This is a genomic window from Serratia sp. NCCP-200 (assembly GCF_059697885.1).
Genome location: NZ_BAAKUJ010000003.1, coordinates 597,172 through 614,018, shown reverse-complemented (window position 1 = coordinate 614,018; position 16,847 = coordinate 597,172). Strand labels below are relative to the sequence as shown.

At 53.3% G+C, this 16,847-nt stretch carries 16 protein-coding genes; 10 read left to right on the top strand and 6 right to left on the bottom strand.

Going from position 1 to position 16,847, the window contains the following annotated elements; genetic code table 11:
- Window positions 1–5: 5 nt before the first annotated feature.
- The 8 genes from AC6HVW_RS12955 to AC6HVW_RS12920 all read left to right on the top strand — a co-directional run bounded on the left by AC6HVW_RS12955 (window position 6) and on the right by AC6HVW_RS12920 (window position 7,120).
- Window positions 6–758: an SDR family oxidoreductase gene (locus AC6HVW_RS12955; protein WP_071683500.1), complete on the top strand. Its 753-nt coding sequence runs from the start codon at window positions 6–8 to the stop codon at window positions 756–758.
- 23 nt (window positions 759–781) lie between these two features.
- Window positions 782–1,600 carry an outer membrane lipoprotein-sorting protein gene (locus AC6HVW_RS12950; protein WP_186486969.1) on the top strand — a complete coding sequence of 273 codons (819 nt, stop codon included), beginning with the start codon at window positions 782–784 and terminating at the stop codon, window positions 1,598–1,600.
- Window positions 1,600–3,006: a hypothetical protein gene (locus tag AC6HVW_RS12945; protein ID WP_071683502.1), complete on the top strand. Its 1,407-nt coding sequence runs from the start codon at window positions 1,600–1,602 to the stop codon at window positions 3,004–3,006. Before AC6HVW_RS12950 ends, AC6HVW_RS12945 begins: the two co-directional genes overlap by 1 nt.
- Window positions 3,007–3,043: 37 nt before the next feature.
- A complete protein-coding gene (locus AC6HVW_RS12940; protein WP_497569472.1) occupies window positions 3,044–3,964 on the top strand; it encodes an ACP S-malonyltransferase in 921 nt (306 codons plus the stop codon).
- A gap of 7 nt (window positions 3,965–3,971) precedes the next feature.
- The gene (locus AC6HVW_RS12935; protein ID WP_186486966.1) at window positions 3,972–5,018 is read left to right on the top strand and encodes a YcdU family protein; all 1,047 of its coding nucleotides are present in this window, start codon (window positions 3,972–3,974) and stop codon (window positions 5,016–5,018) included.
- A 379-nt stretch (window positions 5,019–5,397) separates the two neighbouring features.
- Window positions 5,398–6,255, top strand: a complete 858-nt coding sequence (locus AC6HVW_RS12930; RefSeq protein ID WP_094981257.1) for a hypothetical protein — start codon at window positions 5,398–5,400, stop codon at window positions 6,253–6,255.
- Window positions 6,248–6,652 (top strand): DUF1240 domain-containing protein, encoded by a 405-nt coding sequence (locus tag AC6HVW_RS12925; RefSeq protein WP_094981256.1) that lies wholly within the window; start codon window positions 6,248–6,250, stop codon window positions 6,650–6,652. The genes AC6HVW_RS12930 and AC6HVW_RS12925 overlap by 8 nt, the downstream gene beginning before the upstream one ends.
- A 69-nt stretch (window positions 6,653–6,721) precedes the next feature.
- Complete coding sequence (locus AC6HVW_RS12920; protein WP_179251601.1) at window positions 6,722–7,120, top strand: DUF1240 domain-containing protein; 399 nt, start codon at window positions 6,722–6,724, stop codon at window positions 7,118–7,120.
- Between the two features lie 44 nt (window positions 7,121–7,164).
- Here the strand turns inward: AC6HVW_RS12920 and AC6HVW_RS12915 are convergent, their stop codons facing one another.
- The 3 genes from AC6HVW_RS12915 to AC6HVW_RS12905 are packed head-to-tail and all read right to left on the bottom strand — an operon-like array spanning window position 7,165 to window position 8,220.
- Window positions 7,165–7,644, bottom strand: a complete 480-nt coding sequence (locus AC6HVW_RS12915; RefSeq protein ID WP_094981255.1) for an Hcp family type VI secretion system effector — start codon at window positions 7,642–7,644, stop codon at window positions 7,165–7,167.
- A 41-nt stretch (window positions 7,645–7,685) separates the two neighbouring features.
- Window positions 7,686–7,943 carry a hypothetical protein gene (locus tag AC6HVW_RS12910; RefSeq protein ID WP_094981397.1) on the bottom strand — a complete coding sequence of 86 codons (258 nt, stop codon included), beginning with the start codon at window positions 7,941–7,943 and terminating at the stop codon, window positions 7,686–7,688.
- A gap of 37 nt (window positions 7,944–7,980) precedes the next feature.
- Window positions 7,981–8,220 carry a hypothetical protein gene (locus AC6HVW_RS12905; protein WP_024530295.1) on the bottom strand — a complete coding sequence of 80 codons (240 nt, stop codon included), beginning with the start codon at window positions 8,218–8,220 and terminating at the stop codon, window positions 7,981–7,983.
- Between the two features lie 315 nt (window positions 8,221–8,535).
- Here AC6HVW_RS12905 and AC6HVW_RS12900 point away from each other — a divergent pair, with 315 nt between their 5' ends.
- Window positions 8,536–9,141, top strand: a complete 606-nt coding sequence (locus AC6HVW_RS12900; RefSeq protein ID WP_024530294.1) for a nitroreductase family protein — start codon at window positions 8,536–8,538, stop codon at window positions 9,139–9,141.
- 40 nt (window positions 9,142–9,181) lie between these two features.
- Here AC6HVW_RS12900 and AC6HVW_RS12895 read toward each other — a convergent pair whose 3' ends face one another.
- From AC6HVW_RS12895 to AC6HVW_RS12885, 3 genes are read right to left on the bottom strand one after another with little or no spacing between them, the layout of a single operon-like run.
- Window positions 9,182–11,404: a virulence factor SrfC family protein gene (locus tag AC6HVW_RS12895; protein ID WP_071683508.1), complete on the bottom strand. Its 2,223-nt coding sequence runs from the start codon at window positions 11,402–11,404 to the stop codon at window positions 9,182–9,184.
- Window positions 11,401–14,331, bottom strand: coding sequence for a virulence factor SrfB (locus AC6HVW_RS12890; protein WP_071683509.1), 2,931 nt, complete (start codon window positions 14,329–14,331; stop codon window positions 11,401–11,403). The genes AC6HVW_RS12895 and AC6HVW_RS12890 overlap by 4 nt, the downstream gene beginning before the upstream one ends.
- A complete protein-coding gene (locus AC6HVW_RS12885) occupies window positions 14,331–15,524 on the bottom strand; it encodes an SrfA family protein (RefSeq protein WP_071683510.1) in 1,194 nt (397 codons plus the stop codon). Before AC6HVW_RS12885 ends, AC6HVW_RS12890 begins: the two co-directional genes overlap by 1 nt.
- 191 nt (window positions 15,525–15,715) lie before the next feature.
- Between AC6HVW_RS12885 and AC6HVW_RS12880 the strand changes: the two genes are divergently transcribed.
- Window positions 15,716–16,687, top strand: a complete 972-nt coding sequence (locus AC6HVW_RS12880; protein WP_071683511.1) for a sensor domain-containing diguanylate cyclase — start codon at window positions 15,716–15,718, stop codon at window positions 16,685–16,687.
- Window positions 16,688–16,847 lie beyond the last annotated feature (160 nt).

The following is a 16,847-nucleotide window of genomic DNA, read 5'->3' as shown; positions in this document are numbered from 1 at the left end:
GAGATATGTCAAAGGGACAAACCGTACTCATTACCGGCGCAGGCCGTGGCATTGGTATGGCGATCGCCGAAAAACTGGCGCAAGAGGGCTATGACCTGATCCTCAACTACCGCAAGGATCAGGGGAAAAGTGCGGCCAACCTGCAACGCTTTGTGGCAGCAGAAACCCGCGTGAAGGTGACCTTGGCCAAAGCGGATATCGCCGAACCGCGCGATATCAGTGACATGGTGAAAAAGCTCAGACAGCAGGGGATCGAACGTATCGATCATCTGGTGCTGAATGCCGCCGCCGCGCCGTTCAAAGCCTTTATGGACATGACGCGCAGCGACTGGAAGCTGTTGCTCAATACCAACCTGATCGGCAACACCGCCTGCGTACAGGAAGTAGTACCGATGATGCCTCAGGGCGGTACGATCTGCGTGATTTCCAGTCTAGGCAGCCAGCGCGTATTGGAAAAATACCCGCTCGGCATCGCTAAATCGGCACTGGAAAATCTGGTGAGCTACCTGGAGGTGGAACTGTATGACCGCAATATCCGGGTCAACGGCATCTGCGCCGGGGTGGTGAACACCGATATGCTGCCGTACCTGGACGAGCTGTGGTCAACAATGTTCGAACGTTGGAATAACGCGCCGCGCCGCTGGAAGGTGGAGCCGGAAGAGGTGGCCAACATTACCGCATTTCTGGTCTCTGACCAGTCGAGTGCGATACGTGGCAGCACCCTTATTGCCGATCTTGGCATGATGCTGGATATATAGCCCCATAAACAAGGACCGTTCCCATGAAATATCAATTAGCTGGATGCCTGGTTTTACTGGGTCTGTCGGGGGTGGCCCAGGCGGCAGAACCGTTGGATCGTCATCAACTGAACAGCCTGACCCAGGAAGATCAGCAGGCCCGTGAGATTATCCGTCGTGCCGATCGCGTGAGGGCACCCGACCGGCCTTTCCGCTATACGCTGACACTGCTGGAGCATAAGGGAGGGCGTGATGTCACGGAGAACCAGCAGGTGCTGGATATTTCCATGCGCTTCTATAAGCCTTCGGAGCAGGTAGAGAAAGGGGATGCGCGTGCGCTGGTGCGCTTTATCTCCCCGGTACGTGACAAAGGTAAAGCCTTGCTCTCCGATCTGGACAAAATGTGGTATTACGCACCAGACCTGCGGCGCCCGATCCCCATTTCCCGCCAGCAACGCCTGGTGGGGCAGATCTCTAACGGTGACGTGGTTGCCGCAGACTTTGATTACTCCTATATCTCCCGGCTGGTGGGTGAAGAGGCCTGTGGCCAGACGATCTGCTACAAACTTTCGTTACAGCGCCGTTGGCCTTATGTCACTTATCCAGCGATCAGTTACTGGGTAGAAAAAGACACCGGTTTCCCTAGCCGGGCCGATTTCCTTTCCGCCGACGGTGTGCCGATCAAGCGTTCGTACTATCGCGATTATCAACAGGTTCTGGGCCAGATGCGGCCAACTACCATTGTGGTGGAAGACGCGCTGCGCAAGGATAACTACACCACCATGCGTTACAGCGACATCCGGTTGGAATCGTTGCCGGAAAGCAACTTCCAGAAAGAGTATCTGCTGAGGTTGAACGGTTGATGGCAAGCAGGCGATCCCCGATTAGCGGGGTTCTGCTGCTGGTGGGCGCCTATAGTAGCAGCAGTTGGGCGGTTGACTGTCTTATCCAGCGCGGTTACGCAGGCATGGAGGGGATATCGTCCCATTCCTCGGACTCATTATGGCAGTTTGACGACCCGGCATTTCGTAACAACGCTATTGCCAATCTGTACCTTTCCGGCGTGGCGCGCTGCACGTTGACCGAAACCCTCAGCGTCAAGGCGCAGGCCAGCGGTGAGTACGCTATCCAGGCACGTCAGCCGGGAGTTCTGGAGGATCAACGCCGCCAGGGGCTGGGCATACTCAACGAGGCCACGGCCAGTTGGGCGGTCAGCGACAGTGGGTACATCGATGCCGGTAAGGTACGTAAAACCAGTGGTTATCTGTTCTCGGTTGCGCCGCTCGACCTGCTGCGCAATATCAGCAGCAATATGCGTAGCGTGCGAGTGTTTGGCCTGGGGGAGCGCGGGCGCAACTTCTACGATGAAGGGGCGTATGGCATCAGCAGCTCATGGTACCGTAATGAAGGGACCTTCACGTTAGCGGCCTTTCCGCGCCTCAAGCGCAACAACCAGCGTCAGGAAGCCGCTTCGGAATGGGACGCGATCCTGCGTACCAACAGTACCGACAGATACTATGCCAGTTACACCGCGACCGGACTGAAGGCGTTCAACCCGACTTTTTCGCTACTGGCTGGCGATCGGAAAACCGTGGCGTTAGGTACTAGTGGCAACCTGACGGATATGCTGATCCTCAGCGTTGAGGGGGCGATTTCCCATGGGCAGACCTGGCGTCATCTGGACATGGCTTCCGCACGTGCCATGCGCCAACTTGCCAATGTGCAGGAGCCGTTCAAAATGCGCGCCAATGGTGTGCAAGCGGATATCGGCGTTGGCCTGCGTTACACCACTGGCGACCAAAGCGAATACGGCGCGGAATATTATGGTCAGAGCCAGGGCTACAGCCGCAGTGAGTGGCAGGACAACGTCGACACCATTCGCTTCGTTAATGGGGGTTACGGGCAGTCATTGCCACCGCTACCGCCATCGTTCATGGCGGATATCCGTAACGCCTATCAGCAGTACTCCCGCATGATGGCGGCAGAAACCGATAACGTTGGGCGGGGCGGCGACCTGCTCGGCAAACACTACCTCACCCTCTATACGCGCACCAATAAAGAGCTAGTTGGCAGTGTCGACTGGTCGGTCTCCGGCATGGTCAACCTGGTGGATGGCAGCAACGTGCTGAATCTACACCTGAGCACGCCGCTCAAAAACAACATTGAGGCTTATACCGGCGTTGCCGCCAGCTTCGGCAGTAAAGAGAGTGAGTTTGGCACCTTCGGAGAAAAAGGAAATATCTATGCAGGTATGCGAATCAATTGGTAATACACCGGCCGCAACTCACGTCGCGGACGGTTGGATAATGATTTTCCCAGGACAAGGATCCCCGGCGATCGGTATGGGCAGCGATGTCTGTGATGTTTCACCGTGCACCAAGGCGGTGTGGGATTGTGCCAGCGATGTTTCCGGGCTGGATGTACGCAAGCTATGCCAGAAAGGGCCGATGACACGCCTGACCAAAACCCTTTATCAGCAGTTAGCCGTCACCACCGTTAACGCCGCCATGCTGACGTTGTTACGCGAACGGACTCCCGTGTTGGAAACCGGTTACGCCGGGCATAGCGCAGGTGAATATAGCGCGCTGTATGCCGCCGGGGTGATGGATCTGGAGACGTTGTTCCGCGCGATCACGCTGCGCGCGACCATCATGCAAAACCTGGCCGAACAGCGCAAAGGGGCGATGTATGTGGTCAAGCCCTACAGCCATGATGCGCTGCGCGAGCAGATCGACAATCTTGGGTTGGGAACCGTACTCAACGTGTGCTGTGACAACGGGCACCAACAGCAAGTGGTAGGAGGGGAACTGACCGCAGTTAAAATCCTGGTTAATCATCTGGCGCGCCACGGGGTAAATACCATCAAGTTGGGCGTCAATGGCGCCTGGCATACACCGTTGATGCATGATGGAGTGGCACAGATGCGCCAGGCATTGGCCGACCTGCCATTTTCTGCGCCGGTTTGCCCGCTGATCATGAACAGCAGTGGCAAGGCGGAATATAGCGTGGCGCAGATCAAGGAAAACCTGGCGTTGCACCTTATCCATACCGTGCGCTGGCGTGAAAGTATGGATCGGTGGGCCCTGATGGGACATCGCCGCTACCTGGAGATCAGCAACAAGAAAATCCTCAGCCACCTGTTGGCGGAGCACTACGGGGCTGACGAGGATTACCATATCCAACACTATTACCATATCGTTGGCAGCAGCGTTAAGCATGCGGGATAAGGGCGATATGATGCCAACATTGACTACTTTCAGCCAAAGATACATGCGAGGAGCCGTGATCCCCGTGGTGTTGGTCTCCGCTATTCTGACCTCGTCATTGATCCGCAACGTCATTGACATTACTCTGCCGGAGATGATTGCAGGATTGGGGGCGATCTGTCTGTCGATTGTCTGGAGCATGATGCGCGATGGTCAAGGTTACTGGGCGTACAGCGTATTTACCTTGCGGGTGTTTAAAAACCCGCAAGCGGTCGTGGGCCAGTATAAAGAGCGTAAAACAGCAGGGATGGCGAAATTGCTGTACCAGCCTGGCTGGGCTTCTTTGATCATACTGTGTCTGGCGGCGGCACTGAGCGGACTGATATGGTTGTGCGGCCCAGACTGGCATTATCCCTTGATTGTGCTGCTTGGTGTCTTGGTGCTGCCAGCCTTGATGGTGGTTCAGCTAGGCAAATCAACTCCATTTAATATCCTGCTGGCCTTGAAGTCCTACAGTGAGCCCGAAAGCTATCGCCCTCGGCAGCGCCGCTTGCCAAGATTGGTGGCCGAAGATTTGCTATTGAATTTGCTAACCAATTTCGCCCTGGTCTTGCCGATTGCCCGTAAGCCCGCATTTAGCCTGGCTCCCGGCTATGCCGATCCTGCCTTTATCGTCGCGTTTATGATCTTGATGGGGGCGGTGACGCTGTTTATGCTGGCGTTTGCCTGCCGGACACGACGTTATGTGCTGTTTGGGGAGTTACTCAATGGTACGCTGGATGTCAACTCTGCGCCTGCTGCTCCCTGGGCGTTCACCGGCAAGCTGACGCGTTGGCAACGTGGTCTGCTCTGGCTGCTGGCTTCGCAGCTGTGGGCTATTGCGATCTGCCTGGTGTTTGCGGCATTGCAGAACACTGCGCAATTTATCCCGCTATACCTTTGTGCATTGTTGCCGTTGCTGGTCGTTTACTGTGCGGAACGCTATCAGACCTTGTATAACAACTACAATGACGCGCTGGAAATGCACAAACGCCATCAGGTATATGTCAATAACGATGCCAAAACGATGAAGTAGGTACCATCGTGGGGGCACATATTGCGCTCCCACGTATCCCGGCACTGAATACTGAACACCATGCGATATAAGCTGAATCAGTTATCGTTACTTGCCATGATGATTACCTCGTACCGAACCCAGGCTCAGATGCGGGATAGAGTTTATCAATTTAACTAAACTTTATTCATTCACTTCATAAATGTAATTAGGCGATTATTGCTTCGATTGCCGATCGTTATTCTCCGTCCTGTTGCACTTTACCCCATCCACACAACGTAATTCCCTCGAAGATTAAAAAATCTGACGCCTCTCTCAATGATGAGAGAAATTTATGGGATTGTGACAGGCAAGCTTATATACTGTGCTGACTTAGGCTAAATCGAGGGACTGAAGGCTTATGAGATACGATCCGGTTTCGCAAACTTTTGTTGAAGATGATTATCGCCTGCAAGATCACCTTGATTTTAAGCGGCAACACGCGGATATCAACTATCAAAAGCTGCATGCTCAGCTCAACGAAATGAAAGATGAGAACATGTATGCCTTGCTCACGGTAGAGGAGGCACAGTATTTCTTAAAAACCTTATGCGATCCCAATGCCAACCAGTCGTGGAAGGATGCGATGTTTTCCTGCACCGACCCGATGTCGTCTTTTGCTGGCAATATCGCCGAGTCACTGTCCGTGGGTAGGATCGCGATGGAGCTGAGAGGGTTTGGCGTAACGGCAACCGAGTACGTGGGGAGAAATGGCAATCGCTACATCCGGTTGTCGGGATACCCTGGCATCAGAAGGTATTTAAATGCTACCCGCTACCTGATTGATAACCAGAGAATATTAGATATAGGCATCGGGACCAGAGGTATTGAAACTGGCATTGTTAACGGAGCACGCTTCTGCATCGTATTTTCTGCTGCCTACCGTGCCGTTGAGTTGTTGCTAAAAGACGAATATGGTCTAACCGATTTCTTTGTGAATTTAACTATGGATATGGCTAAATTGGCGGTGTCAATTGGGGCTACATGGTGGTTAAAAACGACAGCGACAGCTGCTATGCTTACAGGATCTAGCGTTTTAATTATTGCAGGTGGCATATTTTTATTTGGGGTTGGAATTGCTTTTGCTTTATTCTGGTTGGATAATAAATATAAAATAAGCGAATCAATAATTAAAAACATGAAGTCATATAAATCACATAATTCACCGTATCATGCCGACCAATTCTTCAATACTTGGGGGAGACTCAGTCATGGATGATGTAACCAAACCGATTCATGGATTTTTTGCAGTTATTCTTTTGTTGCTTACATGCTGGCTCGGTTGGCTTTCTTTAAGTGGGTATGTCGCTTTTTTTAGATTAAGCGATATCGTTATTTTTTCTTGGGTAGTTGGGTTGATGATATTTGGCGCTCCTTTGATGTTGTATTTCTTATATGTGGTGTTTTATTCTCCCATAATGAATAAACCCATAAAAGCGAATAATAAACTGGGCAACTCATTGGTTATTTTAGCTATGATTGGCGCTGTAATTAGTCTGTTCTCTTCGATATATATCGGTCACGATCTGAAAGGTAGGGGGTATAAAGTTTGTTCAAAAAACTCTTGGATGCTCCCTAATGAATATGTAAAAGATATCAAGCTATGTCAAAAGTAAAAATTCTTAGCACACGAGGAGAGGCGGTTTAGCAGAAGTATTTTTTTAACACTCAAGGGAGAATCAGTCATGGATGATGTAACCAGACCGTTTTATAGCGTTTTTATGGGTTTTCTTTTATTTCTTGTATGTTGGGTTTGTTGGCTTTCTTTAAACGGCTATATTGACTTCTTTAGATTAAGTGATGTCATCGTTTTTTCGTGGCGAGTAGGGGTGATTGTGTTTGCAACTCCTCTTCTGCTTTACTTTTTGTCTGTGCCGCTTTATTTTCAATTAAGAGGGATGCCGATAAAAGTGAACAATAAACTATTTGGTAGGTTAGCCATGCTTGCTATGGTAGGGGCAGTAGTTAGTTTGTTTTTTTCATTCTATGTGGGCTACAGCCTTAAAGCAAACGGCTATAAAACCTGCCCAAGAAAATCTTGGAATGCGCCGACAGAATATGTAAGAGATATAAAATTGTGTTAATAAAAAATACCAGACACCCATAAGAGGGTATCTGGCCTAGATAATCAGTAAACCCTGTCATCCCAGATACTATAACCCGAAGTGCCCGCGCTCTTATGGCTCCAGCTAATGGACTTATACTTTACCTGCACCTTTTCAAACGGCATTTTGTCACCCTCATCGATGGAGTGGGGGTAGATACAGGTGATGTCGACAAGGGTGGCGTCAGTCAATTTAACTTCGTAGTAAAGCTCTAACTGGCCAGCGGGATTGACACGGTAAAAGTAAAAAATGATGTCTATCGGTTCATTTTCCGTTATTGCCACACCTAGTAACGGAGATGACTTATCGATTGGCTTAATAAAATGTACCGGGTGGTGGGAGACGTTCTGTTCGCGGCTGATGCTATGATTTAAGCCTAATACCTGCACCTGATTTTCATGGCCGGCCTGGCACCGGTTGCCAATAGAGTCCAGCGATGAGCATCCGGCGGAGATTAGGCCCTGTCTCTTGCCGTTAATACTTGCGTAAATCAAATTAGACATATCGCTTCCTTATGTAGTCCATACCTTCGCTAAAAACACGATCAGTGCCGCTGTGGCGGCGCTGGGGGCACCGTAAGTTCGAGCGTAAACCGAAAATGCTCGCCGCTTGAGTCCGTAAATTTCGCCTCGGCGATATGGCCTTCGTTTTCCGCATACAATGAGAAAAAACGCTCCATAACCACCGATAATACTTCTAGCGTTTCAAGTTGACTATTGTTAATGCTTTCATTGAGTTGTCGATCCAGTTTGGCTACCAACTCATTTTGGTCATTAATGACATTGTTGCTTGTCTTGGTCATGTCCATACCTCTTTCATAAGAACAGTCACCACAGGCATTAATGAGAAGTGGTGGGTAATTTTTCAAGGGTGAGTTTGAGCATGCGACCATCTGAAACCTTCATCTCAGCGCTATCCGTCTTATTGGCTCTGAATAATAAAATGCAAATCCGCATCAGTAATGCCAGCTTTTCTTCGGGTATTAAGGGACTATCGCGTAGAGCCTGTTCAAGCTGTTCGACTAGTTGCTCCATCGCCGGAGTTTTATGACCGAATAGCGTCCTTGATTCTTTTTCCATACTAACCTCCCTTGTCATGAACCATCAGTAATACAGATTACCTACAAATAACCGGGGTTGTCTATAAAAACGCTTGTGCAGCAGTTTCTGTTATTCAAAATTAAAATATCAGCCCATTGTTTCATTATAAAAATGAATGTTATTGACGCTTTTATCTGTGCCTGATGGGGGGAGGTTAAAATGCGAAAATAGACGTTGCTATTTTACTTGACGGCGGCTGGGGATGCCTGAGCTAAACGGAGCACAAATCCCGGTGGACAGAGGCTGCGAAAAAGCGACAATAAGCGGGTTAACTTAATCAAAGGACATGAAGTAATGCATACACTTGACGCTATTGAGCAACGCCGCGCGACCAAACAGTTCGATACCCAGCATGTGATGACGCTGGATGAGAAGAAGGCGCTGCTCAATATTGCCCTGCAAAACACCCCTAGTGCTTTCAACCTGCAACATTGGCGTCCGCTGCTGATCGAAGATCGTGCCCAGCGTGAGCATATCCGCGAGGTGGCCTGGGGCCAGGCGCAGGTGACCGATGCCTCGATGCTGGTTGTGCTGTGTGGCGATCTGTCCAGTTGGGAATCCCAGGTGAAAAACATCTGGCGTGAAGCGGCAGAACCGGTGCAACAGTTTATGTTGCCTGCTGTCGACCAATATTACCGTGGTAAGGCTCAGGTACAGCGTGATGAAGTGATGCGCAGCAGCGGCCTGTTTGCTCAGACGTTGATGCTGGCAGCCAAGGCTCAAGGGTATGACTCTTGCCCAATGGACGGCTTTGATTTTGACGCCGTGGGCAAGATCATCAATAAGCCAGAGCACTACCAGATTGCGCTGATGGTGGCGATTGGCAAGGGCATCGGCCAACCTTATCCGCGCATTGGTAAGCTGCCGGTTGATGAGATTGTGCAGATCGACCGTTTTTAATTGAAGTGCCTCTCTCCCCGTTGGGAGAGAGGTTGTTGCACTAACCCATCCCCTGAAGAATTTTCCCCAAGCGTTCACGCTGTTGTTCACTCAGCGCTTGCGCACCGCCGTAGCCCGCATTCTCAGTGATTAATTGATATAACCCCACCAGCCAATCGTAGATATACAGCGCCGTGTTATTGATCGGCTCGACAGGTAATGCGGTCATGCGTAGCTCGGCGCTCTGGCTGGGTTTGGTAAAGATCTTATGGCCGCGGTTAATGCGGCTTTCTGGCCGTTGCGCCTGCGGACGCAGCTGGAAGCCAAGCCAGGCAACAAAATCCCCCAGCACCGTCAAGGTACAGGCGATTTGCCGCTCGACGTGATTTTCCCTGCTGTGGCCCACGAGTCCCGGTTCGGCCAGGGCATTCCCTAAGCGTTGCCAGATACCCAGCCGGAAACTGGCGGTGATCAACTCATCGGCCAGCGTGGTCAAGGTGGCTGTTTCAACCGCCAGCAGGTCGATTAACGCACGATGATCGGCCAGATTACGCAGTTGGGTGATCCATAGCTGTTGCACCTGCAAAACCACGTTAGCACCAGACTCCAGCGGAGATGCCGCTGCAGGTTGCTCGTCAAACAGATCTAGCTCGATCGCCAAAGGATCGTCGTTATGTGGGCGATCTTGCTGCTGCTGGCAAAAGAGTGGCAGTAGGGCGTTGCGGTCTGGCAACAGGTGTTCCAGCAGTTCGCCATGCAGCGTGGTGCGGCCCTGCAACGCTTTTACCGTAGCCTTGGCGAGGGGCGCTTTATCCTCTGTTGCCACGTTGGACCAGCGGCCAAGCAGGTTATGCCGTAACTCTTGCTCATAACGATCGAAACGTTGTTGCAGTCGGTTATGGCGGGCTGCGACATTCACCGACGTGAGCAGGTAGTCGGTCATACGCCGGACTTCATCTTCATTCATCGCCAGTAGCGTTCCCCAAACCTCGCCGGGTTGGCCAACGTAACGTTGGACGGCTTGGTCAAAATGGGCCGACGAACGCCGATCGCACGGGGTAAATGCCCAGATCAAATCGGGATGGCCACGGCTATCGGCTTCCTGATGTTGTTGTACCCAATGATCCAGCGCCTGGCCGACCATTGTGGCTTCTTCACGGCAGGCCGCAGCATGGCAGACGATCAAGGCTTGCATAGCCTGTTGGTCGCTATAACGTCGCAGCAGCGTGAGGCTCTTGGCCTGCTGCAGACTCTCGTCGTCAGCCCTATAGGCAGGGAGATCCAGATAGTCGGTTAACGCAAAGCCGCTATGGGCCGGGTGGCTCTGTAAAGGGATCAGCAACTCTGCGGTCAATAATCTGAGGTCTGCCAAGGGCATCGTCATCACGCCGTTATCGAGTTTGAGCTGAACCTTGTCATTGGTTTCTTCCAGGTTTGCTGGCGTCAGGATACCGTAGCTGGGCTGCTGATTTTCATCTGTCAGCAGGCTGAGCGGAGCCAGCACGCTTGCTGCGCCCTCCAGTTGATCCAAGCGGTAAGCCAGACGGCGATAACATGCGGTTAATGCCGGTGCTTTCCCCCATAGCGGAGCAAACAGCAACGCCCGGTCGTCAATAGACAGATAGGGAGCGATGGCCAAGGCGTTTGGCCAGTATTCGCTGTCCCAACGATGTTGTAACTGTGGGTCGGCGCTGCGCAAGCTATCCCAGAGAGTGACGATATCATCGGCACCGATACCTGGCACTGCCTGAGGTTGGCAACGTTTTGTCAAAGAGGCGATGAGCTCTTCGACCTCTGTCTTTTCTATTGTCTGTTGCGTATGACTGCTACGCGCCAGCATCCACACTAACTCTGCCGGCGTCAGCAACTGAAGCTGCACCGGATAATCAGGATCTTGTTGAGGTACGGCGTGGCTAAAGCGGATCGCTATCCCTACGGCGGTGTGCCCCGGACGGATATGCGTCAGGTAATCCAGCGTTTTACCGGGGAAGGTAGTCGCCAGGCAGTCTGGTTCGGCCGTAGCTAGCGAGGCGATAAGATGATGTTTTGCCGCTTGCGAACGGCCATAAAAGCCCAGTGCTCCGCGTTGAGTAGCAGCAACCGCCAGCCGTTGAAGCCGGATGCGGCAACGGCGTAGATTAAGCATCAAGGTAGGCGCTTCCAGTGCGAAACGGGGCGTCTGCAGGCGGGCATTATCCGCCCAGGCCAGCGCCTGAGCGATACCTTGATTTAATAACGGCCAGCGCTGGCTAAGCGGGGAGATTGGGGGAATGGCTGACTTCATGCAAAAACGCTCCCGCTGTCGATCCAATAGTGGGTAGCCCCGGTGGCACTGTCGATCAGCGTATTCAATTTGAGTTGCAGATGTTCGGTGGGCACCGGGCTACCGTCTTCTAGTTCGGCGCTAGTGATGCTCCAGTGAGCGGCAGAGTTCGGCTGCGGGGCAATTTTAACCCGTAACAGGTTATCGCCAGCCAGGTTACGCGCCAGTTGCGGATCGATAATCGTCAGGGTAAACAGCGGGGCGGCGGGCCAGTGTTCGTTATTCAACTGGCGGAATCCCAGGCACAACGCACCGTTGAGGGCAAAGCTGACGTTGCTGTCCAAACCGCCATCAGGGGTATCCAGATCGAGGTCGGCATAGAAAACCTGATTGGCAGGCAGGCGGTTGTCCGCGTCCAGGCGCCCCAGATAACGCACGGTTGAATAAGGGCGGAAATCGGCCGCTTTGAAGTAAACGCCCGGCAAGCGCAACTCAAGCGCTAACAGGCACAGCATGGCACCGACCGCCGCAGTAGATTTGGGATTATCGATCCGCCCTTGCTGGCTGAAAGGATACCAGCCGCTGGTGTGATAACCATCTAGCGAAACGATGCGGTTGATCGGCACCGGCTGTAGCTGCCGGAACAGGGCCTGGATGCCGGGGAAACGGGAAGGGCGGCCAGTGAGCAGCAGCACGTCGCAGTTGTGCAGGGCGATCACTTCAGTCAACAACCGCAGATTGCGGGTAAGCGCCATACGCGGTGCCAGGAATTCGGCGTGCAAGTGGTTCAGCCGCAGGATCAGTGGCGTCTGTAAAACATCGAAAAGTTCCGCCTCTGCCGGTAAACCGCGTTGTACCGCAGCATTGATATATTTCAATACGTTATCGGTAGGCCTTTGCGTTAACAGTTCGCCCAGCACGGCGTCGATCTCGCTGCGAGTCTGCACCGGGGTGAAGCTTTCATAGCGTTCCAGGATCGCTTGAGCGAGCGGGATGAAAAGTTGCAGTGTCACTTGTTGCTGTAGCACTGGGCTCTCGTCCTGGCCAAACAGTTCGGCCATCAGGGCTGCCGGTTCCGCCACGCCGATGCATTTGAATTCGGCCTGTAGGGCGGGCAGCAGATACAGGCGGATCACTTCCAGCAGAATGTCATCGCCCGCCACCTTGAACCCTTCGCGGAATAACAGATGCGGGGTCACCTTGACGTTATTGCCAGCCGTCTCTTCCAGACGGTACTGGGTGATCGCCAAATCGGTGGTGCCGCCGCCGATATCCACCGAAGCAATACGCAGCGTTTTCCCCGGTTCAGCGGAGTCCGGACGTGCCATGGCGCTAAAGAACGCCTCAGCCTGACCCGCGAAGTTGACCTGGATTTCGTTATACAGATAGACCATCTGGCCGCAGGTGGCCTCATCCCACTCCATCTGCACGGCGGGGACCGGCACCGAACTGGCTATGCCGTTCAAGTTTTCATCTGCCGAATGCCAACCCATGCCTTGCCACACTAGCGCGATCGCCTCATGCATCCGCTGACGGAAGATTTCACGTTCCGGTACCGGCATGGCGGAAGGCAGGGTCAGAATGATATTACGCAAACGGCGAGGTGCCGCGCTGTCACGCAAAGAGAGGCGCTGAGCCACGCTGTTGATCTGCATCAGCGCCTGGGCCAACAGTTCGCTCAACATCAGAGCCATCAGCGAACTGCGGCTGTAGTTTGGGGTGAAAACCGGCAGGCGTTCTTCCGGTGGCAGGCTGGATAACGGCTGGCCTTGGTCATTGATCAACTGAGCCAATGGCGTCGCGATAGCAGGCGGCTCCTGTAGGCTGTGCTCTGCAGTACGGTTGAAGCGCCAGCCGGGGCCGTAACTCTCCTCATCCCACAGATAGCGCCGTGGGCTGGACAGGCCGGTTGATGCCGTATCGCCTTGCCGCTGCTGAGCCAAGCGGCAGGCTTCATGGCCGACTCGGGTAAGAGATGGCCAGAGAAACGCATCGTCGCGGCCACTTTCAAACGAGTAATTCGCCTTGCCAAAGTTGGCGGGCGCGAACTCCGTGCGGCTGGAAAACAGGCCTTGGTGTAGATAATGCGGTTCGCTGAGATCGCGCAGTTGCAGTTCATAGCTGTGTTTCAAGCCGTTGCGTTCCGCCGGGTGATCTTCTACCAGGATGCCGCAGGTATGGGAGTTGCCGACATCGAGGATCAAATCCACATTCACTGCGGGTTGCTGCACATCGCGGCCTAGGGTGATATTAGGTACGCTTAGCTGGCTGGCCAGTAGTTCCAGCAGGTTAAGGTAGTGCGCCTGATATTCAAATTCACGTAGCGAAGCGTTGATGTTGCGTTCCGGGCGCTGCTCCAGGGCGATGGCCTGTTGGATAAATACCTCGCGTAGCCAGCCGTCAACCCAGGTGGCATCGAGGAAATCACCCAGATCATGGCTTTGGTGTGCTAGCGCAAAGCTCAGGCCGGTGGCGATGTCCTGCTGATTAGGCGCCAACTGTTGGTTTTCATGCCCTGCTGGATAGGTTTGGGTGTCAAATGCCAACGTGATGCGCAGCGTATGGCCTTGCCGATCCGGCTGCTCCAACCGTCTGATTTGCATACGCGCCCAGTTCTCCGGCCCGCTGAGAAAACTGTTTGGCGGGTTGAAGCGCAAGAACGGCAGCGGTAACCAAACACGATCTAGCAGCCGCAATGACTGCTCCAAAGGAAAGCTGAATTCCGGACGTACCATTTCGGCCGGTTCGCCGGGGGCCACCGGCAGGAAATAGCGATCCTTGGCCTGATGATAGTTCAGCCGCAGCAGTGGGCCGTTGGCAGTCTGACGGACAAATTTGCCCGGTCGCTCGGCGTCCAACACCGGCGTAAGGGAGAAGTCCAGAAATTGGATCCCGCTGTTGGGTATCAGCGTAACGCGCTGCGGATATGCGATGGGGGTCGCCAACATTATTTACTCTCGCGCTTGATCGTCATAGGGAATACCGTTTCGTTGTTGCCATAACGCCCGCTGCATTCTGCGGCGGCGCCAGCTTCACCTTGCTTACACACCAGTTCCGGCATTTGATAACGGGAACCATCGCTGCAACGGGCCTTGGTACGGCTGTTGATCACTAGATTGCCGGACTGCATCAGGCCGGCGTTGACCTCGACCCGGCAGGTGACTTTGTCACCCTGTACGATCCTGGCGGTGCCCTTGCCACGGTTAAACTGATATAGCAGGCTCGGCGGTTTGCCGGTGAGCGGATCCTTGATCGCCAAGGTGACGCGCCATTTGCCGTTGAGGAAAGCGGTAGAACCGACCTTTACCGCTTCGGCGGGTAACGTCAGCGCCAGTTTATCGACCACTACCGGCGTGAGGATAGGCGGAGGAAGTACCTCCGCATAGCCTAATGGCAACTGTAGAGCGGCCGCAGTAATAACCGGTTTGGGTTGTACCTTGGCTGGCTCAACCGTTTTTATTGCTGGCTGAGGGGTTGGTTTAGGGAGCAACAACCAAATCGCGGCGGCCAGAATGAAAACAGCAGGCAGTAGCAGCAGCCACCAGGTATGGTGAGGCTTGTCATCCGCCGTGGTTGGCAAAGGTGCGGGCGGTTGCGGTTCAGCAATGGGCTCAGCAATGGGTTCAATAATTGGCGGGGCGATGGGGGGCGCAGGGCGATCTTTCGGGCGCAGGCAATCCAAAGGCGCGTTGCTGATCTTGCCATCGGCTTTCAGGCAGCCCCAGAAGGTGATCACCGGTTTGCCATCCACCAGGAAAACGGCGTTCTGATCCGGGAACTGCATGGCCTTGCTGAGCAGCGTCGCAAACATTTGCAGGTTGGCTTTACCGCTGTGGCGAGCGCGTAGACTGATGGCTTCTGCGGTGGTCTGAAAATGTTCCAACAGCGGCAAGGCAGCCGCTCGGGCTTCGTCATCAGCCGCCGGCCAGGAGATCGCCCGCCCAGCAATGGGCGCATACCAGTCAATGCGGTCGCCTTGTGCGTTGGGGATCGGGATCGCTAGGCAATCCGCTACGGCTGGCTGTTGCTGGAGGCGCAACGCCTCACGTAACTGCGACGCCAACGCATAAACAGGTTGCCCATTTTCGCCCAATGTAAGAACGTCATCTAGATTGCCACTGCGTAAAAAGGGTTTTGCCACACCGGATGCCTTGCTTGTAAGCCAAATGTCTAGTTTAAGAGGCTATAGTCTAATCAAACGGATGAAAACAGTAGCAAAGTGGCATCTGTTTTGTGCATCGGATTGCCAGCGGTGGCGAACGATATTATCCTGCAACTAGCTGTCTTGCTTTCCCGAGAAAGACCCTGAGTTTAATTGGAGTGGATGTAGCGATGAAAACGCCAGAGATACCTGCGAATGAAGTACAGCGATTGAAGGCTCTGCGTTCCCTGCATCTGTTGGACACTCTGCCAGAAGAGCGCTTCGATCGGGTGACACGCATGGCCCGCCGGCTGTTCGGTGTCCCCATTGCCTTGGTGAGTCTGGTCGACGAAAACCGCCAATGGTTCAAGTCCAACTGTGGGCTGGGAGCGGCTACGGAAACGCCAAGAGATATTTCGTTGTGTGGTCACGCCATCCTGGGTAACGATATATTGTTCATTCCCGATACGCTGCAGGACGATCGCTTTGCGGATAATCCTCTGGTCAAAGACTCGCCACACATCCGTTTCTACGCAGGTTGTCCACTGAGCTACTCCGGCGATCTGAAGATGGGGACCCTGTGCCTGATCGACGATAAACCCCGGCAGTTTGATGCCGAAGATGCGGTGGCGCTGCGCGATCTGGCCTCGATGGTCGAAGATGAGCTACGTGCCTTTCAGGCATCAACTTCTGACGAACTGACGCAAATATCCAATCGCCGTGGCTTTATCTCCCTGGCAGGTCATATGCTGCAACATTGTCAGATGAAAGGGGTTAAGGCCAGCCTGATATTTATCGACCTCGATAAATTCAAATTGATTAACGACACTTTCGGCCATGGGGAAGGTGACCGGGCGTTAATCTATTTTTCCGAGCTGATGAAACGGGTGTTTGGCTATTTTGACGTGATAGCCCGTTTGGGCGGTGACGAGTTTGTCGCGCTGATGGGCAGCCGTAGCAAAAGCGAAGCCGAACAGGGGATTTTAGCCCTGCAACGCTGCGTGGATGAACATAATGCCTCACAGATCACCCCTTACCAACTGGCGTTCTCCTATGGCATCGTCGAGTTTGATCCCACCACGCCCCACAGCCTGGAAACCTTGCTGGCAGAAGGGGACTCCACCATGTACCGGATCAAGAAATCCAAGTGTATGCGGAGTTAATCGGCAAGTTATTCGCCGCACCAAAATGATGTACAGACCGCAGACAGGGGAGACAGATGTTCAAGGACATGGTGAACACTTTTCTTGCGAGATGAAAAGCCCAGACTCGGTACGTACAGCGACATGCGGCGAGAGCCCAGCCCGCAAAACCGATGCCTAT